This is a genomic window from Variovorax sp. Soil_C_19 (genome assembly GCF_057657255.1).
Genome location: NZ_JBDGIV010000006.1, coordinates 17,098 through 40,902, shown reverse-complemented (window position 1 = coordinate 40,902; position 23,805 = coordinate 17,098). Strand labels below are relative to the sequence as shown.

Below are 23,805 nucleotides of genomic sequence, written 5' to 3'. Positions count from 1 at the left end.
CGGTCGTTCAATCAATGGATGCCGAAGCGCGCCTGCGTGCCCTGCTCGATCATGTCCGCGCCCACGCGGTACAGGTTGCGCGAGACGTAACTGGGCACTTCGCGCGCGCGCTGGCGCAGCCATTCGGCCTTGAGCGCGCGCGCCTCGGCGATCTCGGGCGCCTCGCCCTCGGCGGTGGCCAGCAGGTCGATCACATGCAGCGCCAGCTGGCACTGGCCGTCGGCGGCCAGCGTGCGCGCGCGCTCGATCACGCCGCGCTTGTCGGTGATCGCGTCGGCCACCGCGCGGCCCACCGCCTCGGGCGCCGCCGGATGCAGCGAGGTCGGGTTGCGGTCCCACCAGCCGTTCTCCGAGCGGTAGATGTCGCGCACGATGTAGCTGGGGTCGCCATAGGTGGGCTTCATCCAGTCGACCGCGAACAGCTCGTCCGGAAAGCGGATGCGCGCCAGGATGCCGCGCTCGTTGAGGCCCTCGTTCATGAGCCGCACCACCTCGGCGCGCAGCCATCGCAGCGCGCGGGCCGTGTGCGTGAGCACGTGCCGCACCTGCGCCTCGCCCTCGAGCGTGGCGCCGAACTCGCGCACCGCCTTGCGCGCGCCCAGCGCCGCCAGCGCATCGAGCGTGTCGGCCCAGCGCACCGTGTCGCGCATCGTGCGGAACGGGGTGCCGATGTTGGGGATCGAATCGATCAGTGCCGCGCCGCCGTAGAGCACGCGCTGCGCCGGGCTCCAGAGCGCGATCGCGTCGTCGGTCTCCGAAGGTGCCCAGCGCAGTTCGATGCGCTGCTCGCCGCTGCCGATCTGCAGCAGGTCTTCGAAGGTTTCGGTCGGCGCGTGCGTCGCCAGCCGGCGGTCGAAGAAGCCCGCGGGGCGGTTGAACTGGATCTCGGCCATGCGGTGCTGCAGCGCCAGCGTCTCGCTGTAGCGTGCGAGCCGGCGCGGCACGTTGCGGTGCGCGATGATGCGCGGCGGCGCGTCGCCGCGCGCGGCGGCATGCGCCAGCCACATCGGCACGCCGGCGTTGTAGCCGATGTGGCCGTGGCTGAAGCACAGCGCATGCACCGGCGCATCGCTGAGCCGGCGCACCGCGTCGATCATGCCCGCGGTCACCGAGCCGCCCGGGCCGGCATCGACCACGACGAGACCCGCATCGGTCTCGGCCACGAACGACTGGCCCTGCCCGCGCAGGATGTGAAGGCCTGGCGCCACCGTGTCGGTGCCGGCGCCGACGATGAGGAACGGCTTTTCTTCTTCTTCGGTCTTGTGGTCTGGCTTGGCAGCGATGGCGGTCATGCGGTGTCCTTGTTGGCGGTGAGCGGCGGCAGCAGGTAGCGGCCGTCGAGCAGTTCGGCGCGCGGCATGTAGGCGCGCAGGCAGAGATAGAAGGCGCCTTCGGGTGCCGGCAGCCAGTTGGCCTCGGCGGCGGCGCCCTCGGGGCGCGCGTGCCGGATGTGCAGCGTGAGGCCGCCGTCCGCATCGCGCTGCAGGCCTGGCGTGCGGTCGCCGATGGCGTAGCGGTCGATCGGGTTGTCCACCAGCATGTAATCGCGCGCGTCGTACATCGTGAGCGACCAGAAGGCGTCGACCGGCGGCAGTGCGCCAGGCGCGAAGCGAAGCGTGTAGCGGCGCTCGCCGGTGAGCGCCTCGCCCGCCGCGTCGTGCCAGGCCATCGGATAGGTGGCTTCGCGGCTTTCGAGCATGCCGATGTACTTGAGTGCGACCAGTGCGCGCGCCAGGTGGTCGTCGCCGAAGCTGCCTTCGACCAGCGGCATCTGCACCCAGCCCGACGCCGTGGTGCGGCCCGACTGCGCCTCGCGCAGCCGCGGCAGCCCGGTGTCGAGCGCGGCCTGCAGCGCGGCGCGGCGGCGCTCGTCGAGCGGCCCTGCACCGGCGCCGAGGCCGAGCGCCGCATAGCGCGCGAGCTTTGCCGCGTCGCCGTGCGGTGGCGCGTTGTCGCGCAGTGCCGCGTTCACCTGCGCCGCGAAGTGCGCGGCCGTGAGTGGCGCCTTCGGGTCGCAGGCGGGGTCGAAGGCGCGCGGCGGCGAGGCGCGGCCGGCCTCCCAGTCGGCCAGCGTGCGCACCACGAACCCGTCCTGCAGCGCGTTGACCGCGGCCACGTCCTCCGGCCCGTCGACCAGCAGTCGCCCGATGATCCACAGCCAGCGTGTGGGCGCCTCGATGCGTGCGCCCGGGGCATCGAAGGCCGCGGGCAGCGTGCCGCGCCATCCCGGCGGCGTGACGACGAACGCGCGCGCCGCTGTGCCCGTGAGGCGCTGGCCGAGGTGCGCGAAGGGGTTGGTGAAGAAATCGAGCAGGCCCAGCACGTAGTAGCGGCCGGCGGTGTCGGGCACGTCGATCACGAGCGGGCCTTCGCCGAGGTCGAGCCAGGCGTTGGTGTAGAGCGTGTCGTTGTTCGGCGTCACGACGCGGCTCTTGCCCGCGCGCAGCAGCTGGCGTGCGTGTGTGAACACGTTGCACCAGCGCTGCGGCTCGGGCGCCTCGCCGTGGGCGTCGGTGCGCCGCGGCGAGGTGGCGGCGCGCATGCGGCGCATCTCGTAGAGCGGATAGGCGTAGACCACGGCCTCTTCGGCCAGGGCTTGCAGGTTGTCGGCGTGCGGCTGCATCGTGTTCAGTCCTGCTGCACCTGAAGAGCCGGAATGCGCCAGCTCTGCACGCCCTCGCGCGGGTGGTACATGCGCAGGATCAGGTAGAAGCGCCCGGCCGGCGCGGGCAGCCAGTTGGCCGTGTCGGCGGGGCGCGCGTGGCTCACCCTCAGTTCGAGGCTGCCGTCGGCGCCGCGCTTGAGGCCCGGCGTGCGGTCGCCGATGGCATGGCGCCGCAGCGGGTTGGGGTAGAGGAAGCGGTCGCTGTCGTACAGCGTCACCGACCAGAAGGCGTCTGCCGGCGGTGCGTCACCGGCCTCGAAGCGCATCGCGTAGCGGCGCTGCCCATCGAGCGGTTCCTGGTTCGCGTCGTGGTGCGAGGCGGCGTACACCGCCTCGCTGGTGGCCAATGCGCCGAGGCCCAGGTAGGCGGTGCGCGCGCGGCCGAGGTACGCGTTGCCGTAGCGTCCGGTGGCGGGCGTCATCGACCAGGGCCTGGGCCGCCGGTTGGCGCCCACGGCCGCGACCAACTGCACGCCCTCGGCGAAGCCCTCGACCAGGCCTTCGCGCAGCGGTGCGTCCACCGCCTCCCACGAGAACGCGGCGTTGGCCAGCAGCCCGGCCTGGCCGAACCATGCGACGAGGCCGCGGTCTTCGATGCGGCCCGGCGCCTCGGCCAGCGCATGGCAAAGGTTCGTGAAGAAGCGCGGCGCCACCTGCGCGGCCGGCTCGCCGTGCTCGAAGGCGGCGGCCATGGCGTCCACGTGCGGGCCGGCCCACTGCTCGACGGTGGCCGGGCGTCCCTGCTGCACCGTGCCGGGCGCGGGCGCGAGCCGGATCTCCGACTGCAGCGCGCGGGCGGCCGGCCAGTCGCTCTCGTCGCCCACCAGGATGCGACCGATCAGCCAGACCAGGTCGGTCGGGCAGCGCACCACGCGGTGGCCGGCCAGCGCGTCGGGCACCGTGCCGCCGGGGCCCACGAGCACCACGGTCTCGCCCTCGGGGTTGCAGTTGCGCGGCCCCAGGTTCTCGAAGTTCTCGGTGTAGGCGTCGTAGAGCGGCAGCACGAAGTAGCGCCCCGGATGCCGCGCCGACGCGGGCACCGTGAGCAGCATCGGCCCGTCGGCGAGGTGGACCCAGGCCATGGTGTAGAGCAGGTCGTTGGCGGGCGTGACCACGTCGCGGTCTTCGTCGGTGGAGGGCCGCGGCGCATGGTGCAGCGTGTTCAGCGGCGCTCGCACGTCCGAGCCGGCCGAGGTGCCGATGCGGCGTTCGGCGCGCGGCGCGGTCTGCATGGCGCAGGTGCGGTAGGTCTCGGTGAGCGGATAGCCATAGACGAAGGCGGCCAGGCCGATGGATCGGGCGGCGGCCTTGCGGGCGGCGGTTGCATCGGGCGCGGAGACGGAAGCGTTCATGGAAAGGACCTCGGACGGATGGGTGAAAGGGGAGGGATGCGGGGGCGATCGCTGCTCAATCGAGCTTCACGCCGGTGGCCTGCGTGAGCTTCAGCGTCACCGGCAGGAAGGCCTTGTAGGCCGCGGCGGCCTCGGCCGGGAGGTTGCCCACGGGCTCGGCGCCGAGTTCCTCGATGCGCCGGCTCACCTCGGGCTGCCGCACCACCGCGCTGACTTCCCGGCCCAGGCGCTCGATGACCGCATCGGGCGTCCTGGCGGGCGCCATCAGCGAGGTCGGGCCGGTCATCGTGTAGACCTCGTCGGCGTAGCCCTGCTCGGCGAAGGTCGGCACATCGGGCAGCGCGCGGGCGCGGCGCAGGCCGGCGACGGCCAGCGGGCGCAGCTTGCCGGCCTGGATGTACGGCTGCAGCGTGGTGACCGAGCCGACGGTCATCTGGATCACGCCGCCGATCAAATCGACCGCCATCGGGCTCTCGCCCTTGTAGGGCACGTGCAGCGTCTGCAGGCCATAGGCCCTGTCCATGTGGACCTGCACCTGGTGCGGCTGCGTGCCGGGGCCCCACGAGCCCATCGCGTACTTGCCCGGCGCGGCCTTCACGGTGGCGACGAGGCTCTTGAAGTCGGTGGCCTGAACCGAAGGGTGCACGGCCAGCACGGTGCGCATGGTGGCGATGTCCGAGACCATGCGCAGGTCGGTGCGCGGGTCGTACGGCAGCTTGCTGTAGAGCGCCAGGTTCGCGGTGACGGGCCCCGGCACCGTCAGCAGCAGCGTGTGGCCGTCGGGCACGCTCTTGGCGACATGGTCGGTGCCGATGATCCCGCCCGCGCCGGTGCGGTTCTCGACCACCACCGGCTGGCCCAGCCGTTTCGAGAGGCCCTCGGCCAGCAGCCGCGCGAGGATGTCGGTCGAGCCGCCTGCCTGGTACTGAACGAGGATGCGCACGGTCTTGGAGGGGAAGCCGTCATCCGCCCCCGCGGCCGCCGCGCCGCCGGCGGCGAAGGCCAGCGCTGCGGCGCTGCCGAGTGCGCGCCGCAGCGCGGCGGTCGATGTGGTCTTCCTCATGCGGTTTCTCCGGTGGTGTGCAGGGCGCGACCGACGACCAGCGCATCGACCGCGACGCAGCCGCCGTCGGCTTGCGGCCGGGCGATGAGCGGGTTGATCTCGGCGCTCGCGAGCGTGTCGCCCGCGCGCTCGGCAAAGGCCGCGAGCGCGCACAACGCGTCGGCGATCGACGCGAGGTCGACGGGTGGGCGGCCGCGCGCGCCCTCGAGGATCGCGAAGGCGCGCAGCTCGCGCACCATTGCCAGCGCGTCGTCGCGCGTGACCGGCAGCGCGCGCAGCGACACGTCGCCGAGCGTCTCGACGTGGATGCCGCCCAGGCCGAACATCAGCACCGGCCCGAACACCGGGTCGCGGTGCACGCCCGCGATGCACTCGACGCCGCCATGCAGCATGCGCGCCACCAGCGCGCCGCCGAGCCGCGCATCGGGCCGGGCGGTGAGCGCGTGGTCGCGCGTGCGCTCGAAGGCCGCGCGCGCCTGTGCCGCGCCGCGCATGCCGAGCGCCACGCCACCGACGTCGGACTTGTGCGGGATGTCGGCGCTGACGATCTTCACGACGACGGCATCGCCGAGTGCTTCCGCGGCCGCCGCGGCCTCGTCGGCGCTGTGCACCACGCGGTGTGCGACCACCGGCACGCCCGCCTCGGCGAGCAGGGCGAGCGCATCGGGCTCGGACATCGTGCCGGGGGCGAGCGCCAATGGCGCGGCGATCGGTGCGTCGGCTGCTGCAGCGGGCGCCGCGGGCTTCAGCCCCGCGAGCGCGGCGATCGTGCGGATGCCGTCCGACGGGTCGGCAAACACCAGGCAGCGCATCGCCTCGAGCTCGGCGCGGCGCTCGGGCGACAGCAAGGTGCTCACCGCCAGCAGCGTGTCGGGGTAGGCCGCGCGCAGCGACGTCACCAGCGCACGCAGCACCGGCCAGAACGCATCCGATGCGCCCGCGGCCGCGAGAAAGCCCATCCACGACGCGAAGCCGCGGTCGTCGAGCATCACGCGTGCCGTGCGCTCGATCAGCGTCAGGTCGTTGGTGACCTGCCCCGTGATGTCGACCGGGTTGCGCGGCGCCGCGAAAGGCACCCAGCTGCGCAGCGTGTCCTGCGCGGGCTCGCTCAGCGGCCGCACGTCCAGCCCCTGCGCCGAGGCCTCGTCGGCCATCAACGCGCCGACGCCGCCCGACAGCGTGAACAGGCCGATCGAGCGGTCGCGCGGGCGGCCCGCCACGGCCGCGCTGTGCGCGAGGTCGAAGAACTCCGTGAGGTTGCGCGCGCGCAGCACGCCGTACTGGCGGAACACCGCGTCGTACACCGCGTCGTCGCCCGCCAGCGCGGCGGTGTGCGAGGCCGCGGCCTCGGCGCCGAGCGCGGTGCGGCCGACCTTGACCATCACCACGGTCTTGCCGTTGGCCTGCGCCAGGGCCAGCGCCGCGCGCAGGCGCGGGCCGTCGCGGCAGCCTTCCATGTAGGCCATGACCACGTCGGTGCCGGGGTCCTGCGCGAGCCAGGCCAGGCAGTCGGCGACCTGCACGTCGGCCTCGTTGCCCGTGGTGGCCCACAGCGACAGGCCGACGCCGCGCGCGCGCGCCATCGCGTACGCATAGGCGCCGAACGCGCCCGACTGGCTCACCAGGCCGATGCGCCCCGGCGCCACGCGGCCCACGCCGGGGGCCGGCGAGAAGGTCGCATACACGTGGCGCGCGATGTTCATGAAGCCCAGGCAATTGGGGCCGATCAGCCGCACGCCCGCGGCACGCGCCTTGGCGCCGAGCCGCGCCTGCGCGGCCGCGCCCTCGGCGCCGATCTCGGCGAAGCCCGACGAGAACAGCACCACGCCTTTCACGCCCGAAGCGATGGCGTCGTCGAGCGCGCCCTCGACCAGCGCCGACGGCACCGCGAGGATCGCCAGGTCCACCGGCTGGCCGATGGCGCGCAGGCTCGGAAATGCGGGCAGGTCCTGGATGCGGTCGGCGTTCGGGTTGACCGGGTAGAGCGCACCGTCGAAGCCGAAGCGGCGCAGGTAGTCGACCGGGATGCCGCCGATCTTCTGCGGGTTGGACGAGGCGCCGACCACCGCGATGGCACGCGGCGCGAAGAGCGCCGACAGGGATTCGGCTTGCGAAGAGAAGAAGTCGATGGGCATGTCGAAGGTCAGAAGTTGTGGCGGATGCCGGTGGCGAGAACGCGCACGTCGTTGCCGCTGTGGGCCGCCACCGGCACGGTGGCGAGCGAGGCCGAGGCGCCGTGCCGGTTCGAGAGGCGCAGCCAGCGCGCATAGAGCACGGTGCGCTTGCTCAGGTAGTGGTCGTAGCCCAGCGTCCAGGCCAGCTGCGAGCGGTCGCTGCCGGCCACCTTGCGCTCGGTGGCGCCGAAGATCAGGTTCGAGGTTGGCGTCACGTTGTAGGTGGCGCCCAGGTTCAAGAGCTTCGCGGTCGGCACGCCGGGCAGGCTCGATGCGTTGCGCACGTAGCTCGCGTAGAGCTGCAGGCCGAGCGACGACCACTCGTACGAGCCGGTCAGCGCCTGGTAGGTGGTGGTGGCGGGCGAGGCCACCGGCGCCGCGGCCGAGCCCGAGCGTGCACGCTGGAAGGCGTAGGCGATGTAGTAGGGCTTACGTGCCCAGCCGATGTTGCCGCCGTAGACGTTGCCGCTCTGGTGGCTCGGTGCGCTCGATTCGCCGGGCGCGTAGGCGATGTCCGCGAAGAACGCCATGCTCGCCGGCGTGCGGTAGCGAATCATGTTGCTGGCGCGGGCCGCAAAGGGCGTGATGCCCGTCTGCGCGTCGGTCGCGGCCACCAGGTTGATGGGCGAGAACACCGAATTGAGGCCGTAGGGATCGGCCTTGAACAGCGCGTAGAACATCGGCGTGTACATGCGGCCAGCATCGATCTGCCCCCACGGCGCCGAGATCCCGACGAAGGACTGGCGGCTGAACGACATCGCCGGGCCGGGCAGGGTGCCGTTGCCGGTGTCGGGCGCAAAGCCGCTTTCGAGCGTGAAATGCGCGCGCATGCCGCCGCCCAGGTCTTCGGTGCCGCGAAAACCGATGCGTGAGGCCGTCTGGCCGCCGTCATCGAGCCGCGTCGACGATGTAGCGCCCGACCTGGCGTGCGCCACGTAGAGGTCGAGGGTGCCGTAGACGGTCACGGTGCTCTGCGCGAGCGCGAGCGTGGAGGCCGTCAGCGCGAGGCCTGCGGCAGCTGTCTTCTTCATGGGGTGTTGTCTCCGGGTGTGGCGTGCCGCCTGCGGGTGCAGGGCGGTGCCGCTTGTGTGCTTGTCGAGTTCCGGGGCTTACGATAGAAACGAAGGCCCCCCAAATCTGTCAACGCTTTGACAGATTCCTGAACATCAAGGCAGGGAGAACCCGCTGGCCCGATCCCCCGTTTCCACACCCAAGGACGCCGAAGAGAGCGCCGCGCTGCTCGACCGCGCGCTGCGCTGGAACGAGCTGTTCTCGCACTGGCCCGACGCGCGCCGGGCCGAGCTGATGAAGTCCGCGCGGCTGGTGCGCTACCGCCGCCGCACGCAGGTGCTGGCGCATGACCGGCACAAGCGCGAGCTGCTGGCCGTGGTGTCGGGCTGCCTCGAGATCAGCAGCATGAGCCCGCAGGGGCGAAAGTACGTCAACGCGCTGCTCGGGCCCGGCCAGGTGGCGCCGCTGGTGCGGCTGCTCGAGGAGGTGCCGCTGCCCTACGACTACCACGCGCACGAAGACTCGGTGATCGTCCACCTGCCGAGCGACGCCGTGCTGGCGGTGCTCGATGCCGAGCCCGCGCTGTGGCGCGGCGTGGCCAGGCTGGCGCTGCAGCGCCAGCGGCAGAGCATCGTGCTGCTGCAGAACCAGATGCTGAACACGATCCGCGGGCGCGTGGCCGCCACGTTGACGAGCCTGATCTACTTCTACGGTGGGCAGCCGGAGGACGCCGCGAACCTGCCGGTGCGGCTGTCGCAGCACGACCTGGCCGCAATGCTCGGCCTGTCGCGCCAGACGATCAACAAGGAGCTCGGGCGGCTGGTCGACGAGGGGGTGATCGACATGCGCTACAAGCGCATCCGCATTGCAGACCCGGCGCAGCTGGCGCGCATCGCGGCGGGTGCCGAGGCTAAGGAAGAAGCTGGCAGCGCAGGAAGCCCGCCATCGCTTCCTCGACCGTGACGGGCCCGCGACGATCGCTGCGCGCCGGCGCCTCGGCCGGATAGAAATGGCCCGCGCCGGGCACTTCCACATGCTCGCAATGCAGGCCCGCGCTTCTCAGGCGCGCGACCATGCCCGGGGCCGCGGCGGCCACGTAGTCGAGGTCGTGCTCGGCGCTCACCACCAGCACGGCCGGGCCGCTGCCGTTGCAGCCGGCGAGATGGCGCGCGAGGTCCTCGTCGTCGATGTAGCCCGAGAGCGCCAGCACGGCCGCCACCGGCACCTGCTCGCCGAACGCGACATTGAGCGCGGTGCGCGCGCCCGCGGAGAAGCCGCCGATGGCGATGCGCGCCGGGTCGATCTGCCAAGCGTCCGCCTGTGCGCGTACGAACCGGGTCGCGGCGGCCATGTCGTCGCTGGCGGCCTCGATGCCGCGCCACAGCATGTCGGACGTGGCGGGCGGCAACTGCATCAGCTGCCGCACCAGCGACACGCGCGATGTCGGGATGCGGCCGGGCGAGCCGACCACCGGCGTATCGGCCGGTTCGGGGTCTTCGGGCACCAGGCGGTAGTCGATCGCGCAGGCCACAAAACCGCGCCGCGCGAAGCGCAGGCAGTACTCGGCGACCGCCGTGTTGCGGCCCTCAGCCTCGAAGGCGTCGTCTTCCTTGGAGCCCCGATGGAAAGCGCCGCCGAACGCGAGGATCAAGGCGGGGCGACCGCGGCCTGCGGGTGGCGCACCGACGGGCCGGTAGAGGTCGAGTGCGAGCGCGCGTTCGACCGGCCCGCCGGGCCGGCCGCGCTGCACCAGGGCGCGGCCGTAGATCACGTCGCGCACGATCTCGACCTCCTGCACGGGCACGGCGGCAACGAGGGGCGGCGTCGTCACGGCGTGTTCCTTCAATCGACCGAAGCGCCGGATTCGCGCGCGATGCGGCCCCAGAGCTGCACGTCCTGGCCGAAGGCGGTCGCCCATTGGGCGGGCGTCTGCGCATCGACCGGCATCGAGCCGCCATCGAGGAGCAGCGTGCGCATGTCGGGCCGCGCCATCACCTTGTGCAGCGCGGTGTTGAGCCGCGTCGCGAGCGCCGGGTCCATGCCGGCGGGGCCGAACACCGCGTACCAGCCCACCGCGTCGAAGGGGATGCCGGCTTCGGCGAGCGTGGGCACCTCGGGCAGCGCCGGCGAACGCCGCGGCCCGGTGATGGCCAGCGGGCGCAGGCGGCCGGCCTTGATCAGCGGCGTCATCGAGACCACGTCCATGATGGCCACGCCGATCTGGCCCGAAAGGATGTCGGGCAGCGCGGCCTGGCCGCCCTTGTAGGGCACGTGCGTCATGCCGAAGCCGCCGAGCGACTTCATGCGCTCGCCGACCAGGTGCGGCGGTGCGCCGTTGCCGAAGGTCGCGTAGCTGATCGCGTTGGCGTCCTTCTTCGCGGCGGCGACCAGGTCGGCGATGGTCCTGAGCGGCGACTCGGCACGCGTCACGACCAGGAGCGGCACGCTCGCGACCTGGGCGATCGGCGTGAAGCTCGAAACGGGGTCGAAGGCCAGGTTCTTGAACACGGCCGGCGCGATGGCGAAGGGCGCGGCGGTGAGCAGCAGCGTGTAGCCGTCGGGCGCCGAGCGCGCGACGCTCTCGGCGCCGATGTTGCCGCTGGCGCCGGCCTTGTTCTCGACGATCACCGGCTGGCCGAGCTCCACGCGCAGCTGCTCGGCCATCCTGCGGGCCACGATGTCGGTGCCGCCGCCGGCGGGAAACGGCACCACCAGCTTGATGGGACGCGCGGGATAGGCGGTCTGTGCGTGGCTGGCGGCCAGTGCCAGCGCAAGCCCCAGTCCGAGCAACGCGCGCCGGGCGGTGGTGTGGTTCATCGCTGCAACTCCTGTGGTGATCGAGGGGTGATGGAGCGGATGATGGTTCAGGTGCCCATAATGATCCACCCGGAAATCCATCTGGGTCCATTGCCATTACTTATGCAAGAAGATGGACATCAGCTTGCGCTGAACCTGCGCCGCCTGCGCCTGCGGCATCTCGAGGTGCTGCTGGCCGTCGAGCGGCATGGCAGCCTCACGGCGACGGCCGCGGCGCTCGAGGTGAGCCAACCCGCGGTCTCGCAATGGCTGGCCGAGATCGAGTCTGCACTGGGCGTTCCGCTCTTCGTGCGGGGGCGGCAGATCCAGCCCAGCCCCTACCTGCCGGTGGCGCTGCGGCATGCGCGGCGCATGGTGGCCGACTCGCGCCAGCTGGCCGACGAACTCGCGGCCGTGGCCGCCGGAACGCTCGGCGCGGTGCGTGTGGGCACCATGCTGGTCAGCAGCGCCGAGCTGTTGCCGCGTGCCGTGCGCGAACTCGCGCGCGAGCCCGAGCCGGTGCGGCTCGAGGTGGTCGAAGACATTGCCGAGGGCCTCTGGGCGCGCTTCGCGCGGCGGGAGCTGGACCTGATCGTCGGCCGTTTCGACGAGCGGGCCTTCGGCGCGCAGGTGCACCACGAGGCGCTGTTCGACGATCCGCACTGCATCGTCGCGGGCCGCAGGCACCCGCTCAGAAGGTCCGCCCGCGTGACATGGGCCGATGCCGCGGCGTGTGCCTGGATCCTGCCGCCGCGCGGCTCGCCGCTGCGCCGGGCGGTCGATGCGACCTTCATCGCGCAGGGGCTGGCGCCGCCGCCGGCCTGGATCGAATCGACCTCGTCCACGCTCAACCAGGCGCTGATGCGCGAGAGCCGCTGCCTGGGCGTGACGTCGGGCGTCGCGGCGCGCCACTTCGAGCGGCTGGGCCTGCTGTCGATCCTGCCGCTGTCGCTCGCGTCCGACGTGGGCCCGGTCGGCATGGTGTGGGACCGGCAGGAGCCCAGCCCGGCGTTGACGCGCGTGCTGCTCGCGCTGCGCAGCGCGGCGGCCCTCGATCTCAATCCAGCCGCAGGCCTGCCTTGACGACCGTGCGCTCGACGCGCGCGCGCTCCTTGGCCAGGTGGGTCGCGAACGCCTCCGGGCCGGAAGCTGCGACCACGCTGCCGCGCTTCTCGAGCATCTGCACGTAGGCGGGCTCGCGCACCGCCTGCTCGACGGCCCGCACCAGGGTGCGCTGCACGTCCGCTGGCATGCCGGGCGGGCCGACCACGCCGAGCCAGGACGACACCTCGAGGCCCGGGTAGATGCTCGACAGGAGCGGTACATCGGGGAACTGCGACAGCTTGCGGCCGCTCGCCACGGCCAGTACCTTGAGCTGGCCGGCCTGCAGCTGCGTCGCGACCGCGCCCACGCTGTCGATCATGAAGTCGATGCGGCCGGCCACCAGGTCGTTGGTCGACTGCGCACCGCCGCGGTACGGTATGTGCACCGCCTTCACGCCGGCCATGACCTGCAGCATCTCGCCCGCGATGTGCATCGTGGTGCCGAGCCCGGGCGAGGCGAAGCTGAGGCCGCCTTCATTGCTCTTGCCCCAGGCCACCATCTCGGCCACGCTCTTGAACTTGGAGTTCGCGGGCACGACCAGCACGAAGGGGCTCTCGTTGGCCAGGCTCACGAGCGTGAACTGGGTCTTGGGATCGAAGCCCGGCGACTTCTGCGTGAGCGGGTTGACCACGAGTTGCCCCGGCGAGGCCAGCATGAGGGTGTAGCCGTCGGGCTGCGCGCGCGCGAGCTCGGAGGTGGCGATGTTGCCGCCGGCGCCGGCGCGGTTCTCGACCACCACGGCCTGGCCGAGGGTGCGGCTCATGTTCTCGGCGATCTGGCGCGCCGTGATGTCGGTGATGCCGCCGGCCGCGAAGCCCACGAGCATCTTCACGGGCCGCTCCGGGAATGTCGCGGCCCAGGCCGGTGCCAGCGCGCTCGCGGCGAGCGCGAGCAGCAGTTTTGCAATGCGAATCTTCTTCATGTCTCTTGTCTCCTTTGAAAAAAATGAAAGGCCTCAGCGCATCGAGAAGCGCACGTTCTTCAACTGCGTGTTCTCCAGGATCGCGTCGAGTCCGCGCTCCTTGCCCAGGCCCGATTCCTTGAAGCCGCCGAACGGTGCATCGGCCGTGGCCTTGATCGGGTCGTTGATCGCGAGGTTGCCGATCTGCAGCGCCTTGCACAGGCGCATGGCGCGGCCGGTGTCGCGCGTGTAGACCACGCCCGCCAGTCCGAAGCGGCTGTCGTTGGCGATGCGCACGGCGTCGTCTTCATCGCGAAACCGGATCAGCACCTGCACCGGGCCGAAGATCTCTTCCTGCGCGACGCGCATCTCGCTGCGCCCCTGCAGGAACAGCGTGGGCGCGGCAAAGAAGCCGGCCTGCAGGTCGGCGCGGTGCGACAGGTCCTGCATCGTCTCGGGCTGCGCTTGTTCGTCGCGGCCGATGTCGATGTAGTGCTGCACGCGCTGCTGCTGCGCGCGGCTGACCAGCGGGCCCATCTGGGTCTGCGGGTCGTCGGGCAGGCCGATGCGGATGCGAGCGTAGGCCTCGCGCAGCTTCTCGGTGAAGGCATCGGCCACGCGCTCGTGCACCAGCAGGCGCGTGCAGGCCACGCAGATCTGGCCGGTGTTGCGGCTCACGTCCTGCAGCGCCACGGCGGCGGCCGCGTCGAGGTCGGCGTCGTCGAAGACGATCAGCGGCGACTTGCCGCCGAGCTCGAGCGTCACGCGCTTGATGCGCTCGGCGGCGCTGCGGTAGATGGCCTTGCCGGTTTCGGTGCCGCCGGTGAACGAGATCTTCTGCACCAGCGGGTGGTCCACCAGCGCCTGGCCGACCGTCGCGCCAGGGCCGTGCACGATGTTGACCACGCCGGGCGGAAAGCCGGCCTCGAGGATCGCGGCGCCGAGCTCGACCGACGACAGCGGCGTGATCTCCGACGCCTTGATGACCGCGGTGTTCCCCGCGGCCAGCACCGGCATCAGCTTGCTCAGCGTGAGGGTCAGCGGGTAGTTCCACGGCAGGATCAGCCCCACCACGCCGAAGGGCTCGCGCAGCGTGAAGTTGACGATGTGGGTGTCGGCCACGTTGAGCGTCTGCCCGCCGATGCCTTGCGAGACGCCCGCGATGTACTCGATGCCGTCGAGCATGGTCTGCAGCGAGCCGCGCGTGAGAGTGATGGGGCGACCCACGTTCCACGCTTCGAGCCATGCCATCTGTTCGCTGCGCTTCTCGAGCGCGTCGGCCAACTTGCGCAGCAGCCGGCTGCGCTGGCGCGCCGAGGTCTGGCGCCAGTGCGTGTCGAAGGCGTGCTGGGCGGCGCGCACGGCCGCATCGACGTCGCCGGCATCGGCCTCGGCGACCTGCGCGAGCGGGCGCCCCGTCGATGGGTTGCCGACTTCGAAATGGCGCCCTGCGGCGCCGGGGCGTTCTTCGCCGTCGATCAGCAGCGGATAGACGCCGGTCCGGAGAATGGAGGAGGGTGAGGGTGTCTGCATGTGGGAATACGCAAGGGGCAATGAAAACAGCGCGGCCTCAGGCCGGCTGCATGGCGCGATAGAGCGCGGCGATGTCTTCGCGCGTGGGTTGCCGCGCGTTGAGCCGCAGCGAGGCGTTGGCCATGGCCGTATCGATGGCCGGGCCGAGCGCGTCGGCGCGAAGGCCGAGTTCGGTCAGCGTGCACGGCAGGCCGGACCGTCGGCGCAGGCCGTCGATCGCGTCCACGAGCGCGCGGGCCAGTGCGTCGTCGCCATCGCCGGGGCTGCCGAGCCCGCAGGCCCGCGCGGCCTGCGCATAGCGCGGCGTGGCCGCGGGCAGCGTGAAGGCCATCAGCGGCACGCAGGTCACGGCCAGCACGTGCGCATGGGGAACGTCGACCAGCGCTTCGAGCGGCGTGCACAGGCCGTGGATGCCGTCGACGCCGCGCAGGCTCATCGCAACGCCGGCGAGGTAGCTGGCCAGCAGCATGTCGCTGCGCGCCTTCAGCGAGGCAGGCTCGGCCAGCACGGCGGGCAGCGCCCGCATTGACAATGCCAGTGCCTGCAAGGCCAGCGCCTCGCCGACCGGGTTGGTCGCGCGGTTGGTGGCCGCGCCGAGCGCGTGCATCACGGTGTCGAAGCCGGTGCTGGCGGTCACCGAAAGCGGCAGGCTCAGCGTGAGGCCGGGATCGAGCGCCAGCCATTGCGGACGGCTGCGCCGGCTGCGCAGCACGTGCTTGCGGCCCTGGTCGTCCTTCACGAGCGCGGCGGTGGTGCTCTCGCTGCCCGTGCCCGCCGTGGTCGGCACGGCGGCGAAGGGCGGCGCATCGCGCGTCAGCACGCGGTCGCCTTCGCGCAGCACCTCCTCGATGGGCGCGTCGGCGCAGAGTCCGGCGACCAGCACCTTGCCCACGTCGATCACACTGCCGCCGCCAATGGCCACGAGGCCGTCGCAACGCTGCGCCTCCCAGCAGGCGCGGGCCTGGCGCACGTTGTCGAGCGTGGGGTTCGCGGCCACACCGTCGAACAGCACGGGTGCGCATCCGGCAGCGCGCAGCGCATCGACCAGCGGCGCCACGATGTCGGCCTTCACGAGTCCGGCATCGCTGAGCACCAGCAGCCGCCGCACGCCCCGGCCCACGGCCCAGGCCGGCAGCTGCTGCTGCGCGCAGCCGTCGCCGAACACCGCATGGCCCGGCCATGCGAAGTCGAAGCGGTCGGGCTCGGTGCCGAAGAAGGCGGGGAGTGCCGTGATTGCCATGTCAGATGCGGCGGCCCGCGCGTTCCCAATGCGGCGCCCGCAACTGGTTCTTGAACACCTTGCCCATGCCTTCGCGCGGCAGCGCGTCGTGGAACTCCACATGGCGCGGCACCTTGTAGCCGGCCAGGCGCTGGCGCACCCAGTCGCGCACCTCGGCCTCGGTGATGCGGCTGCCCGGTGCGCGCACCACCGCGGCCGCCACGGCTTCGCCGTATTCCGCATCGGGAATGCCGAACACCGCACAGTCGGCGACCAGTGGATTCGTCACCAGCACATGCTCGATCTCGGCCGGGTAGATGTTCACGCCGCCCGAGATCACCATGTCGCGCTTGCGGTCGGTGACGTAGAGGTAGCCCTCGGCATCCAGGTAGCCGATGTCGCCGTTGGTCACATGGCCGTCGCGCTCGATGGCGCGCCGCGCGGCGTCGTTGTTGCGGTAGGTGAAGGGCAAGGCGTTGTCGCCCGGGTCGACGTAGATCTCGCCGACCTCGCCGGGCGGCAGCACGCGGCCCTCGGCGTCGAGGATGCGCAGCGACATGCCGTCGAACGCGCGCCCGGCGGTGCCCGGGCGGGCGAGCCATTCGGTGGCGCTCACCCAGGTGACGAGGCCGGTCTCGGTGGAGCCGTAGGTCTCGTTCACGATCGGCCCCCACCAGTCGATCATGGCGCGCCGCACCTCGGGCGCGCAGGGCGAGCCGCCATGCGTAACGTTCTCCAGCGACGAGACGTCGTAGCGCGCGCGCACCTCGGCCGGCAGCTTGAGCAGCCGCACCAGCATCACCGGCACCAGCGACAGGTGCGTGATGCGGTGCTCGGCGATGGCGCTGAGCAGCTGCTCGGCGTCGAAGCGCGGCAGCACGACGATGCGCTCGGCCAGGTCCAGCGCCACGCGTGCCGCGGCGTTGGGGCCGGCATGGTAGAGCGGCCCGACCACCGCGGTGCGCATGCCTTCGCGGGCCCGGCTCGCGAGTGCGCGCACGCGCTTGGAGCCCGCATGCTGTTGCGGCGTGCCGGGCAGGCGCATCACCGCCTTGGGGCGGCCGGTGGTGCCCGAGGTGTAGAGCATGCTGCCCACGGAGGGCACCGGCTCGCTGGTGCAGGGCGCAAAGGCATCGCGCCAGGTGGCCCAGTCCTGCGCGCCGGCGGGCATGGGCGTGGGTTCGAGCGCGTAGGCCTCGCGCACGTCCTGCGGCGTGGGCACGATCAGCACCGGCAGCCCGGCGGGCACCGCGTCGGCCAGGCGCGGCCACAGGTCGGCGTGGATCACCAGCGCGCGCGCGGCGCTGTCCTGGAACACGTAGGCGGCCTCGTCGGCCTGGAAGTGCCAGTTCACCGCCACCAGGTGCACGCCGAGGCGGCCCAGTGCCAGCATCAGTTCGAGGTAGGGCAGGTCGTTGCGCAGCATCACCGCGACGGTGTCGCCGGGCTTGAGGCCCAGCGACTGGAAGCCGCTGGCGGCGCGTGCGGCCTGCGCCTGCAGCGTGGTGCCCTGCAGGCTGCGGCTGCTGCAGTGGAGCGTGAGGTTCGGGTTCATGGGTGCGAGTGCAAGTTCGAAGGCGAAAGGGTGGAGGAGGGAGTCAGCGCGCGCAGGTGCGCGGCGCCGGTGGCGGCGTCGTCCATGAGGCGCTGCAGCACCGCCTGCACGGGCTCGATGCGGTCAGCAAAACCGATCGCCGGGCCCATCGAGAGCAGACCGGTGTTCCAGTCGCCGCCCGCGTAGGCGTTGTCGCGGCCGAGGCGGCCGGTGGCGAGCGCGCCGAAGTCGGGATAGCGGCAGACGCCCTCGGCCTCGAGTGCACGGGTGCGCTGCACGGTCTGGTTGTCGAGCACGCGCCAGGGGTGGCCCGTGCTGCGCAGCGCCAGCGTCGACGCCTCTGCCGGCTGGGCCGCGAGGTGGCGCTTGTAGTCGTCGTGGGCCCAGATCTCCTCGCACACCAGCAGGCGCGTGCCCATCACGACCGCATCGGCGCCCAGGGCCAGCGCCGCGGCGATCTGCCGCCCGCTGCCGATGCCGCCGCCCAGGGCCAGCGGAACGTGCAGGCGCTCCAGCGCGAGCGCGCCGAGCACGAAGGTCGGCAGCTCGTTGGTGCCCGGATGGCCGCCGGCTTCGCAGCCGACCAGGGCCACCGCATCGGCGCCGTCGTCCTGCGCCTTGAGCGCATGCGCGATGAAGGCGCACTTGTGCACCACACGCGCCCCGCCGGCGTGGATGCGCGCGAACAGGTGAGAGGGCGAGGGACCGACGGTCTCGAAGCAGCGCGCGCCTTCTTCCAGGCCGATGTCGATCCACGCGGGCACGAGCCGGTTCTCTTCGGCGCGCCTCGACTGCGTGATGTTGACGCCGAAGGGCTGCCCCGCGCTGGCTTCGCGGCAGGCGCGCACCGCGGCACGGAACTCTTCCGGCCCGTCGAAGGAGCGCGGCGTGAGAAAGCCCAGCGCGCCGGCGCGTGCCAGCGCGGCCACGTAGCGCGCGTCGGACAGCCACATCAAGCCGCCGCCCAGCACGGGCAGCCGCATGCCGAGGAGTTCCGTGAGACGGGTGCGGAACATCGTGCCGGTCACTGCATCACGAAGCCGCCGCTGATGCCGATGCTCTGCCCCGTGATGTAGGCGGCGCGGTCGGAAGCCAGCAGGCAGACCATGCCCGAGATGTCCTCGGGGCGGGCCAGGCGGCGCAGGCCGCGCGAGATCGGGTAGGCGTTGAGCATCTTGGCCAGACGCTCGTTGTTCTCGGGCGTGGATTCGGGGCTCAGCGCGCCTTCGCGGATACCCTCGTGCGACACCGCACCGAGCGCGATCACGTTGACGTTGATGCAGTCGGCGCCGTGCTCGCGCGCGATCGCCTTGGCAAAGCCGAGCATGGCGGCCTTGGCGCCCGAATACACGGCCAGCCGCGCCTCGCCCGCGCGCCCGGCCTCCGACATGATGTTGACGATCTTGCCGTGGCGCCTTTCTTTCATGCCGGGCAGCACGGCCTTGCAGCAGTACATCATCGCGAACACGTTGAGGTCGACGATGCGCTGCCAGCCCTCGGCCTCGGTCTCGAGGAAGAGCGGCGCGGCGCCGCCCTTCTCGCGCCGCTCGACCAGCACGCCGGCGTTGTTCACGAGGATGTCGACCGGGCCCAGCGCCTCCTGCGTCGCGGTGACGGCGGCCTCCACTTCATGCTGCGCGGTGATGTCGGCCACGGCCGCGAAGGCGCGCCCACCGGCCGCCGCGATCTCACGCACCACGGCTTGCGCGCGCTCTTCGAAGATGTCGTTCACGGCCACGGCAACGCCTTCGGCGGCCAGGTCCAGGCAGATGCGGCGGCCCACGCCCTGGCCGCCGCCGGTCACGAAGGCCACGCGGCCCTTGAGGTTCAGATCCATGTCGTTGCTTTCCTTGTTGCGATGTCGTTGTGGGGTGTGAAGGAAACCGCGGCGCTCACTGGCCGCGGAAGACCGGCTTGCGCTTCTCGACGAAGGCCTGCATGCCCTCGCGGCGGTCGTCGCTGGCGACCACCAGCGCGGCCGCATAGCGCTCGTATTCGAGGCCGGCGTCGATGCCCACCTGCAGGCCCGTGTCGACCGCGTGCTTGATGTGGCGCACCGCGAGCGGCGCATTGGCGGCGATGCGCGCGGCCATCGCCATGGCGGTGGCCATGAGCGCCTCGGGCGCCACGACCTGGTTCACCAGGCCGATCGCGAGCGCGCGCTCGGCGTCGATGTGGTCGCCCGTGAGCATCAGCTCCTTGGCGATGCCGGGGCCCACCAGGCGCGGCAGGCGCTGCGTGCCGCCGGCGGCGGGCAGGGCGCCGATGCGCGCTTCGGGCAGCGCCAGCTTCGCGCCGCGCGCCGCGATGCGCACGTCGCAGCACAGTGCGATCTCCAGTCCGCCGCCCATCGCCACGCCGTTGATGGCGGCGATGACCGGCTTCTCGAACTGCTCGATGGCGCGGAACAGCTCGTGCGTGGCCTTCTGCTGCAGGTGGTAGTGCGCCTGCGGCGTCGTGCTGCCGGCGCGCTCCTTGATGTCGGCGCCGGCGCAGAAGGCGCGATCGCCCGCGCCCGTGATGACCACGCAGCGCACCGCGTCGTCATGGCGCGCGCGTTCGAGCAGCGCGTCGCGCAGCTCGGCCTTCATGGCGCCGCCGATCGCGTTCATGCGCTCGGGGCGGTTGAGCCGGATCACGGCCACCGCGTCGGTGACCTCGTAGAGCAGGGTGTCGTAGTTCATGGCAGTGGTGTCTTCTTCTTCGCCTGCATCAGGCGCGTGCGAGTACGTGGGCCACGGCCACAGAGCCGAGGCCGATCATGTGGGCCAGCGCGAGGCGGGCATGGGGGTGCTGGCGGCCTTCGGCTTCGCCGCGCAGCTGCCGCGCGATCTCGGCCACCTGGCCGATGCCGGTGGGGCCGAGCGGATGGCCCATGCCGATCAGCCCGCCCGAGGGATTGATGGCGCAGCGCCCGCCGATGTCGGCGTCGCCGCGCGCGACGTAGGCCGCGCCTTCGCCGGTTTCGCAGACGCCCACGGCCTCGGTGTAGAGCAGCTCCTCGATCGTGAAGGCGTCGTGCAGTTCGACGATGTCCAGCTCGTTGGCGCCGATGCCGGCCTGCGCCAGCGCGGCCGCCGACGACGTGCGCACCAGGTCGACGAGCGCGGGCGCGTCGTCGGCCGGCAGCATCTCGCTCGTGGCCGTGGAGGCCAGCACGCGCACGGCGCGCTCGCGCGGCAGGCCGAGGCGCTGGAGCGCGGCTTCGGAGACCACGATCACCGCCGCGGCGCCTTCGCCGCGCGGACAGCACTGCATCGCGGTGAGGTCGCCCGCCACCGGCGCCGAGGCCAGCACCTGTTCGAGGGTGCGCGGCTTGCGGAACTGTGCGTACGGATTGCGCGCGGCATTGCCGTGGTTCTTGACCGCGACGCGGGCCATGTCTTCGCGCGTCAGGCCGCGTTCGCGCATGAAGCGCCGCGCCAGCAGCGCGAACTTCACCAGCGGCACATTCGACGTGGGGCTGAGCGGCGCCAGCCCGTCCTTCAGCACGGCGCGGCGGCCGTCGCCGAACTTGTCGACGCCCATGGCCAGCACCACGTCGTGCTCGCCGCTGGCCACCTGCAGGCAGGCGATGCGAAAGGCCGTCGAGCCGGAGGCCGAGGCGTTTTCCACCTGCATCACCTCGAGCCCGGTGGAGCCGAGGTGGCGCAGCATCACGCGGCCGGCGGCCATGCCGAGCGCGGCGGTGCCGACCACCGCCGAGCGGACCTGCGGCCACGCGAGCCCGGCGTCGGCCAGCGCCTCGCGCACGGCATGCAGGCCGAGCTGCACGTATGGCGTCTCGGAGGGAAAGGCGTAGGGGTGCAGCCCGATGCCGACGACATACACGGCGCGTTCGCGCAGCAGGGGAGTCGGGTTCGTCGTCATGCGTTCACCTCGGCATCGAGCGGACGGAACACCCAGTGGCCGGACGCGCCTTCGGCGCCGGTCTGCCAGCATGCGCTGAGCGCCATGCCGAGCGTGAGGACGCTTTCGTCCGCCACGTCGAGGAGGGCTTCCTCGACGAGATCCGGCGCGAGCGCCACTTCACCGATCACCGCGGGCACCTGGAGCCCGGGCGCCAGCGGCGCATGCACCGTGACGAAGTTGAGCAGGCGCGCGGGTTCGCCGCAGGCCTCGGCGCGCAATTGCGCCGGTGCCGCGCCGCAGTGGCGGCAGCCCGGCACCTGCGCCGGAAAGCTGGTGCCGCCGCACGCGGTACAGCGCGCGAGTTCGAGGACGGCGGCGCTCATTCGATCTTCATCCCGGTCTGCTGCACGAGCTGGCGCGCTTCCTTGCGCTCCTGTTCCATCGCGCGGCCGAAGGCTTCGGGCGTGCTGCCCATGGCATTGGTGCCGAGCTCGTCGAGGCGGGTCTTGATGGCCGGCTGTTTCAGCGTTTCGCTGAAGGCCTCGTGCAATCGCTTGATGACGGGCGGCGGTGTGCCGGCCGGCGCCACCACGCCGAGCCAGGTGGTGACCTTGAAGTCCGGCACGCCGGCTTCGGCCACGGTGGGCACGTCGGGCAGGTCCGCCACACGGCGCTCGCCCGTGACCGCCAGCGCGCGCAGGCGGCCATCGCGGATGAACGGCATCGTCGTCGAGCGGCTGTCGGGCATGAAGTCGAGCTGGCCGCCGAGCAGGTCGGTGATGGCCGGGCCGCTGCCCTTGTAGGGCACGTGCACGAGCGCGGCGCCGGTGCGCATTTGCAGCGTCGCGCCAGCCAAGTGCATCGAACTGCCGTTGCCGGCCGAGCCGTACGCAAGGCCCCCGGGCTTGGCCTTGGCCTGGGCGACGAGGTCGGCCACCGACTTGAGCGGCGACCTGGCGGGCACCACGATCACCATCGGGCTTTCGGTCAGTTGCGACACGGGCGCGAACGCCTTGGCCGGATCGACCGGCACCTGCTTGTAGAGAAAGGGGTTGAACACCAGCGGCCCCGGATTGCCCAAGAGCAGCGTGTAGCCGTCGGGTTCGGCGCGGGCGACCACCTCGTTGGCGATGTTGCCGTTGGCGCCGGGGCGGTTGTCGATGACGATCGGCTGCCCCAGCCGCTTCTGCAGCTCGGGCTGCAGCAGCCGCGCGACGATGTCGGAGGCGCCGCCGGGCGCGAAGCCCACGACGAGGTGGATCGGCTTGGCGGGAAAGTCGTTCGCCTGGGCACTGGCGCCGAAGGCCGCGAGGCCCAACGGCAGCGTGAGCAGGAGCGGGCGAAGCCACGAGGTTCGCATGGTGGTGATGTCTCCGTGAAGAAAAGAAAGAAGAAGAAGAGGGAAACGATGGGACGAGCCTGTCCCGTTCGCCGGGCGCGGGCCGGGCGAAAAGGTTCTGGGCGCGTCGAAGAAAAGGGTGCGGCGGGCCTAGCCGGTGGCGGGCTTCAGCCAGCGCGCGCGCAGGCCGTCCTTGAAGGCCTGGATCGCCGAGGCGATGTCGCTGGTCTGCGGATTGAGCATCGCCTGCGTGCGCAGGCCGCGCGCGGTGGCGATGAGCAGCTGCGCTTCGCGTTCGGGATCGATGTCGTCGCGGATCTGGCCGGCGCGCTGGCCGTTCTCGACCTGCCGCGCGAGCGCGCGGTGCCAGCGCGCGCTGATCGCCGCGAAGGTGGGCCGGATGTGCGGCGCCGGCCCGAGCGACTCTTGCATCAGCATGAAGAAGGCGCGCGAGCTGTCGCGCGCCGTGTCCATGCTTTCGAGGTAGCAGTCGATTTCGCAGAACAGCGCGTCCACGCCCGAGAGGCCGCGCAGCCGTGCCAGCAGGCGCTCGCGGTGGTCGGCGGCGATCTTCTTGATCAGCTCGTCGAGCAGGCGGTCCTTGTTGCCGAAGCGGTGCTGCACCAGGCCGCGGCTGTAGCCGGCCTCTACGCCAATGGCCTCGAGCGTGGTCTGGGTGTAGCCGTGCTTGGCGATCAGGTGCGTGGCCGCCTCGAACAGGCGGCGGTCCGATTCGGCCACGCGCTCGGCCTGCGTGCGCCGCGTGCGGCGCGGGGCATGGGTGGCGCTGTCGTTGGCGGACCGGGAGGAGGCCTCGTCGGGCGGCGAGGACAGCGACGGCGTCTCGGGACGGGCTTGTGTCATGCCGCGATGTTAAATACTTGCAATCACGATTGCAAGTAAGTTTCACGTATTTGCCTGGGCATCAGCACCCTGCGCGCTAAAATGTCCAAGCTAGCTACTTTGAAGGATCGAACATGATCACCATTACGTCCGTCGAGGCGCAAAACAAATTCGGGCAGCTCCTCGACACAGCGCAGCGCGAGCCCGTCATCATCACGCGTCACGGGCGGCCCGCTGCCTACATGATCTCGCCTCAAGACATGAAAGAGTTCCAAGAGGCGCGTGCACGGAGTGGTCAAGGCAAATCTGCGCGCGACTGGGCCACGACAAGCGCACAGGCCTGGAATGATTTCGACACCAGGTTCGGCGCGTTCGCGGACGAGCACTCAACGCTCTGA

General features: G+C 71.6%; 22 protein-coding genes. 3 read left to right on the top strand and 19 right to left on the bottom strand.

What is annotated here, in order from left to right:
- Positions 1-11 precede the first annotated feature (11 nt).
- Genes AC3A6R_RS14575 through AC3A6R_RS14550 form a run of 6 tightly spaced genes read right to left on the bottom strand, consistent with a single transcriptional unit; the run spans position 12 to position 8,285 of the window.
- Positions 12-1,292, bottom strand: coding sequence for an alkyl sulfatase dimerization domain-containing protein (locus AC3A6R_RS14575; RefSeq protein WP_487864698.1), 1,281 nt, complete (start codon positions 1,290-1,292; stop codon positions 12-14).
- A complete protein-coding gene (locus tag AC3A6R_RS14570) occupies positions 1,289-2,623 on the bottom strand; it encodes a DUF1254 domain-containing protein (protein ID WP_487864697.1) in 1,335 nt (444 codons plus the stop codon). Before AC3A6R_RS14570 ends, AC3A6R_RS14575 begins: the two co-directional genes overlap by 4 nt.
- A 5-nt stretch (positions 2,624-2,628) precedes the next feature.
- Complete coding sequence (locus AC3A6R_RS14565) at positions 2,629-4,017, bottom strand: DUF1254 domain-containing protein (RefSeq protein ID WP_487864696.1); 1,389 nt, start codon at positions 4,015-4,017, stop codon at positions 2,629-2,631.
- Positions 4,018-4,072: 55 nt separating this feature from the next.
- Positions 4,073-5,080 (bottom strand): Bug family tripartite tricarboxylate transporter substrate binding protein, encoded by a 1,008-nt coding sequence (locus AC3A6R_RS14560; protein WP_487864695.1) that lies wholly within the window; start codon positions 5,078-5,080, stop codon positions 4,073-4,075.
- The gene (locus AC3A6R_RS14555) at positions 5,077-7,215 is read right to left on the bottom strand and encodes an acetate--CoA ligase family protein (RefSeq protein ID WP_487864694.1); all 2,139 of its coding nucleotides are present in this window, start codon (positions 7,213-7,215) and stop codon (positions 5,077-5,079) included. Before AC3A6R_RS14555 ends, AC3A6R_RS14560 begins: the two co-directional genes overlap by 4 nt.
- A gap of 8 nt (positions 7,216-7,223) precedes the next feature.
- Positions 7,224-8,285, bottom strand: coding sequence for a porin (locus tag AC3A6R_RS14550; protein WP_487860563.1), 1,062 nt, complete (start codon positions 8,283-8,285; stop codon positions 7,224-7,226).
- A 274-nt stretch (positions 8,286-8,559) separates the two neighbouring features.
- Between AC3A6R_RS14550 and AC3A6R_RS14545 the strand changes: the two genes are divergently transcribed.
- Positions 8,560-9,228, top strand: a complete 669-nt coding sequence (locus tag AC3A6R_RS14545; protein WP_487860564.1) for a Crp/Fnr family transcriptional regulator — start codon at positions 8,560-8,562, stop codon at positions 9,226-9,228.
- Here the strand turns inward: AC3A6R_RS14545 and AC3A6R_RS14540 are convergent.
- Together AC3A6R_RS14540 and AC3A6R_RS14535 are read right to left on the bottom strand one after the other, a co-directional pair.
- Entirely contained in the window at positions 9,176-10,096 is a 921-nt protein-coding gene (locus tag AC3A6R_RS14540) for an alpha/beta hydrolase (protein ID WP_487860565.1), read from the bottom strand. The two genes, AC3A6R_RS14545 and AC3A6R_RS14540, sit on opposite strands and share 53 nt — an antisense overlap.
- An 11-nt stretch (positions 10,097-10,107) precedes the next feature.
- Positions 10,108-11,082: a tripartite tricarboxylate transporter substrate binding protein gene (locus tag AC3A6R_RS14535; protein WP_487864693.1), complete on the bottom strand. Its 975-nt coding sequence runs from the start codon at positions 11,080-11,082 to the stop codon at positions 10,108-10,110.
- Positions 11,083-11,184: 102 nt separating this feature from the next.
- Between AC3A6R_RS14535 and AC3A6R_RS14530 the strand changes: the two genes are divergently transcribed.
- Positions 11,185-12,144, top strand: a complete 960-nt coding sequence (locus tag AC3A6R_RS14530) for a LysR substrate-binding domain-containing protein (RefSeq protein WP_487864692.1) — start codon at positions 11,185-11,187, stop codon at positions 12,142-12,144.
- On the opposite strand, the gene AC3A6R_RS14525 is transcribed toward AC3A6R_RS14530, so the two are convergent.
- The 11 genes from AC3A6R_RS14525 to AC3A6R_RS14475 form a co-directional block, all read right to left on the bottom strand.
- Positions 12,119-13,087, bottom strand: a complete 969-nt coding sequence (locus AC3A6R_RS14525) for a Bug family tripartite tricarboxylate transporter substrate binding protein (protein WP_487860568.1) — start codon at positions 13,085-13,087, stop codon at positions 12,119-12,121. The genes AC3A6R_RS14530 and AC3A6R_RS14525 overlap by 26 nt on opposite strands.
- 33 nt (positions 13,088-13,120) lie before the next feature.
- Positions 13,121-14,599 (bottom strand): aldehyde dehydrogenase family protein, encoded by a 1,479-nt coding sequence (locus AC3A6R_RS14520; protein WP_487860569.1) that lies wholly within the window; start codon positions 14,597-14,599, stop codon positions 13,121-13,123.
- Positions 14,600-14,636: 37 nt separating this feature from the next.
- Positions 14,637-15,839: an iron-containing alcohol dehydrogenase family protein gene (locus AC3A6R_RS14515; RefSeq protein ID WP_487860570.1), complete on the bottom strand. Its 1,203-nt coding sequence runs from the start codon at positions 15,837-15,839 to the stop codon at positions 14,637-14,639.
- A gap of 1 nt (position 15,840) precedes the next feature.
- Positions 15,841-17,373 (bottom strand): AMP-binding protein, encoded by a 1,533-nt coding sequence (locus AC3A6R_RS14510; RefSeq protein WP_487860571.1) that lies wholly within the window; start codon positions 17,371-17,373, stop codon positions 15,841-15,843.
- Positions 17,370-18,389 carry an NAD(P)H-dependent flavin oxidoreductase gene (locus tag AC3A6R_RS14505; RefSeq protein WP_487860572.1) on the bottom strand — a complete coding sequence of 340 codons (1,020 nt, stop codon included), beginning with the start codon at positions 18,387-18,389 and terminating at the stop codon, positions 17,370-17,372. The genes AC3A6R_RS14510 and AC3A6R_RS14505 overlap by 4 nt, the downstream gene beginning before the upstream one ends.
- Before the next feature lie 8 nt (positions 18,390-18,397).
- Positions 18,398-19,210, bottom strand: a complete 813-nt coding sequence (locus tag AC3A6R_RS14500) for an SDR family NAD(P)-dependent oxidoreductase (RefSeq protein WP_487860573.1) — start codon at positions 19,208-19,210, stop codon at positions 18,398-18,400.
- 55 nt (positions 19,211-19,265) lie between these two features.
- Complete coding sequence (locus AC3A6R_RS14495) at positions 19,266-20,057, bottom strand: enoyl-CoA hydratase/isomerase family protein (RefSeq protein ID WP_487860574.1); 792 nt, start codon at positions 20,055-20,057, stop codon at positions 19,266-19,268.
- Between the two features lie 28 nt (positions 20,058-20,085).
- Positions 20,086-21,243, bottom strand: coding sequence for a thiolase family protein (locus AC3A6R_RS14490; RefSeq protein ID WP_487860575.1), 1,158 nt, complete (start codon positions 21,241-21,243; stop codon positions 20,086-20,088).
- Positions 21,240-21,608 (bottom strand): Zn-ribbon domain-containing OB-fold protein, encoded by a 369-nt coding sequence (locus AC3A6R_RS14485; protein WP_487860576.1) that lies wholly within the window; start codon positions 21,606-21,608, stop codon positions 21,240-21,242. The genes AC3A6R_RS14490 and AC3A6R_RS14485 overlap by 4 nt, the downstream gene beginning before the upstream one ends.
- Complete coding sequence (locus tag AC3A6R_RS14480; RefSeq protein ID WP_487864691.1) at positions 21,605-22,585, bottom strand: Bug family tripartite tricarboxylate transporter substrate binding protein; 981 nt, start codon at positions 22,583-22,585, stop codon at positions 21,605-21,607. Before AC3A6R_RS14480 ends, AC3A6R_RS14485 begins: the two co-directional genes overlap by 4 nt.
- A gap of 129 nt (positions 22,586-22,714) precedes the next feature.
- The gene (locus tag AC3A6R_RS14475; RefSeq protein WP_487860578.1) at positions 22,715-23,428 is read right to left on the bottom strand and encodes a TetR/AcrR family transcriptional regulator; all 714 of its coding nucleotides are present in this window, start codon (positions 23,426-23,428) and stop codon (positions 22,715-22,717) included.
- A 113-nt stretch (positions 23,429-23,541) separates the two neighbouring features.
- Between AC3A6R_RS14475 and AC3A6R_RS14470 the strand changes: the two genes are divergently transcribed.
- On the top strand, positions 23,542-23,805 hold the full coding sequence (locus AC3A6R_RS14470) for a type II toxin-antitoxin system Phd/YefM family antitoxin (protein ID WP_487860579.1): 264 nt from the start codon (positions 23,542-23,544) through the stop codon (positions 23,803-23,805).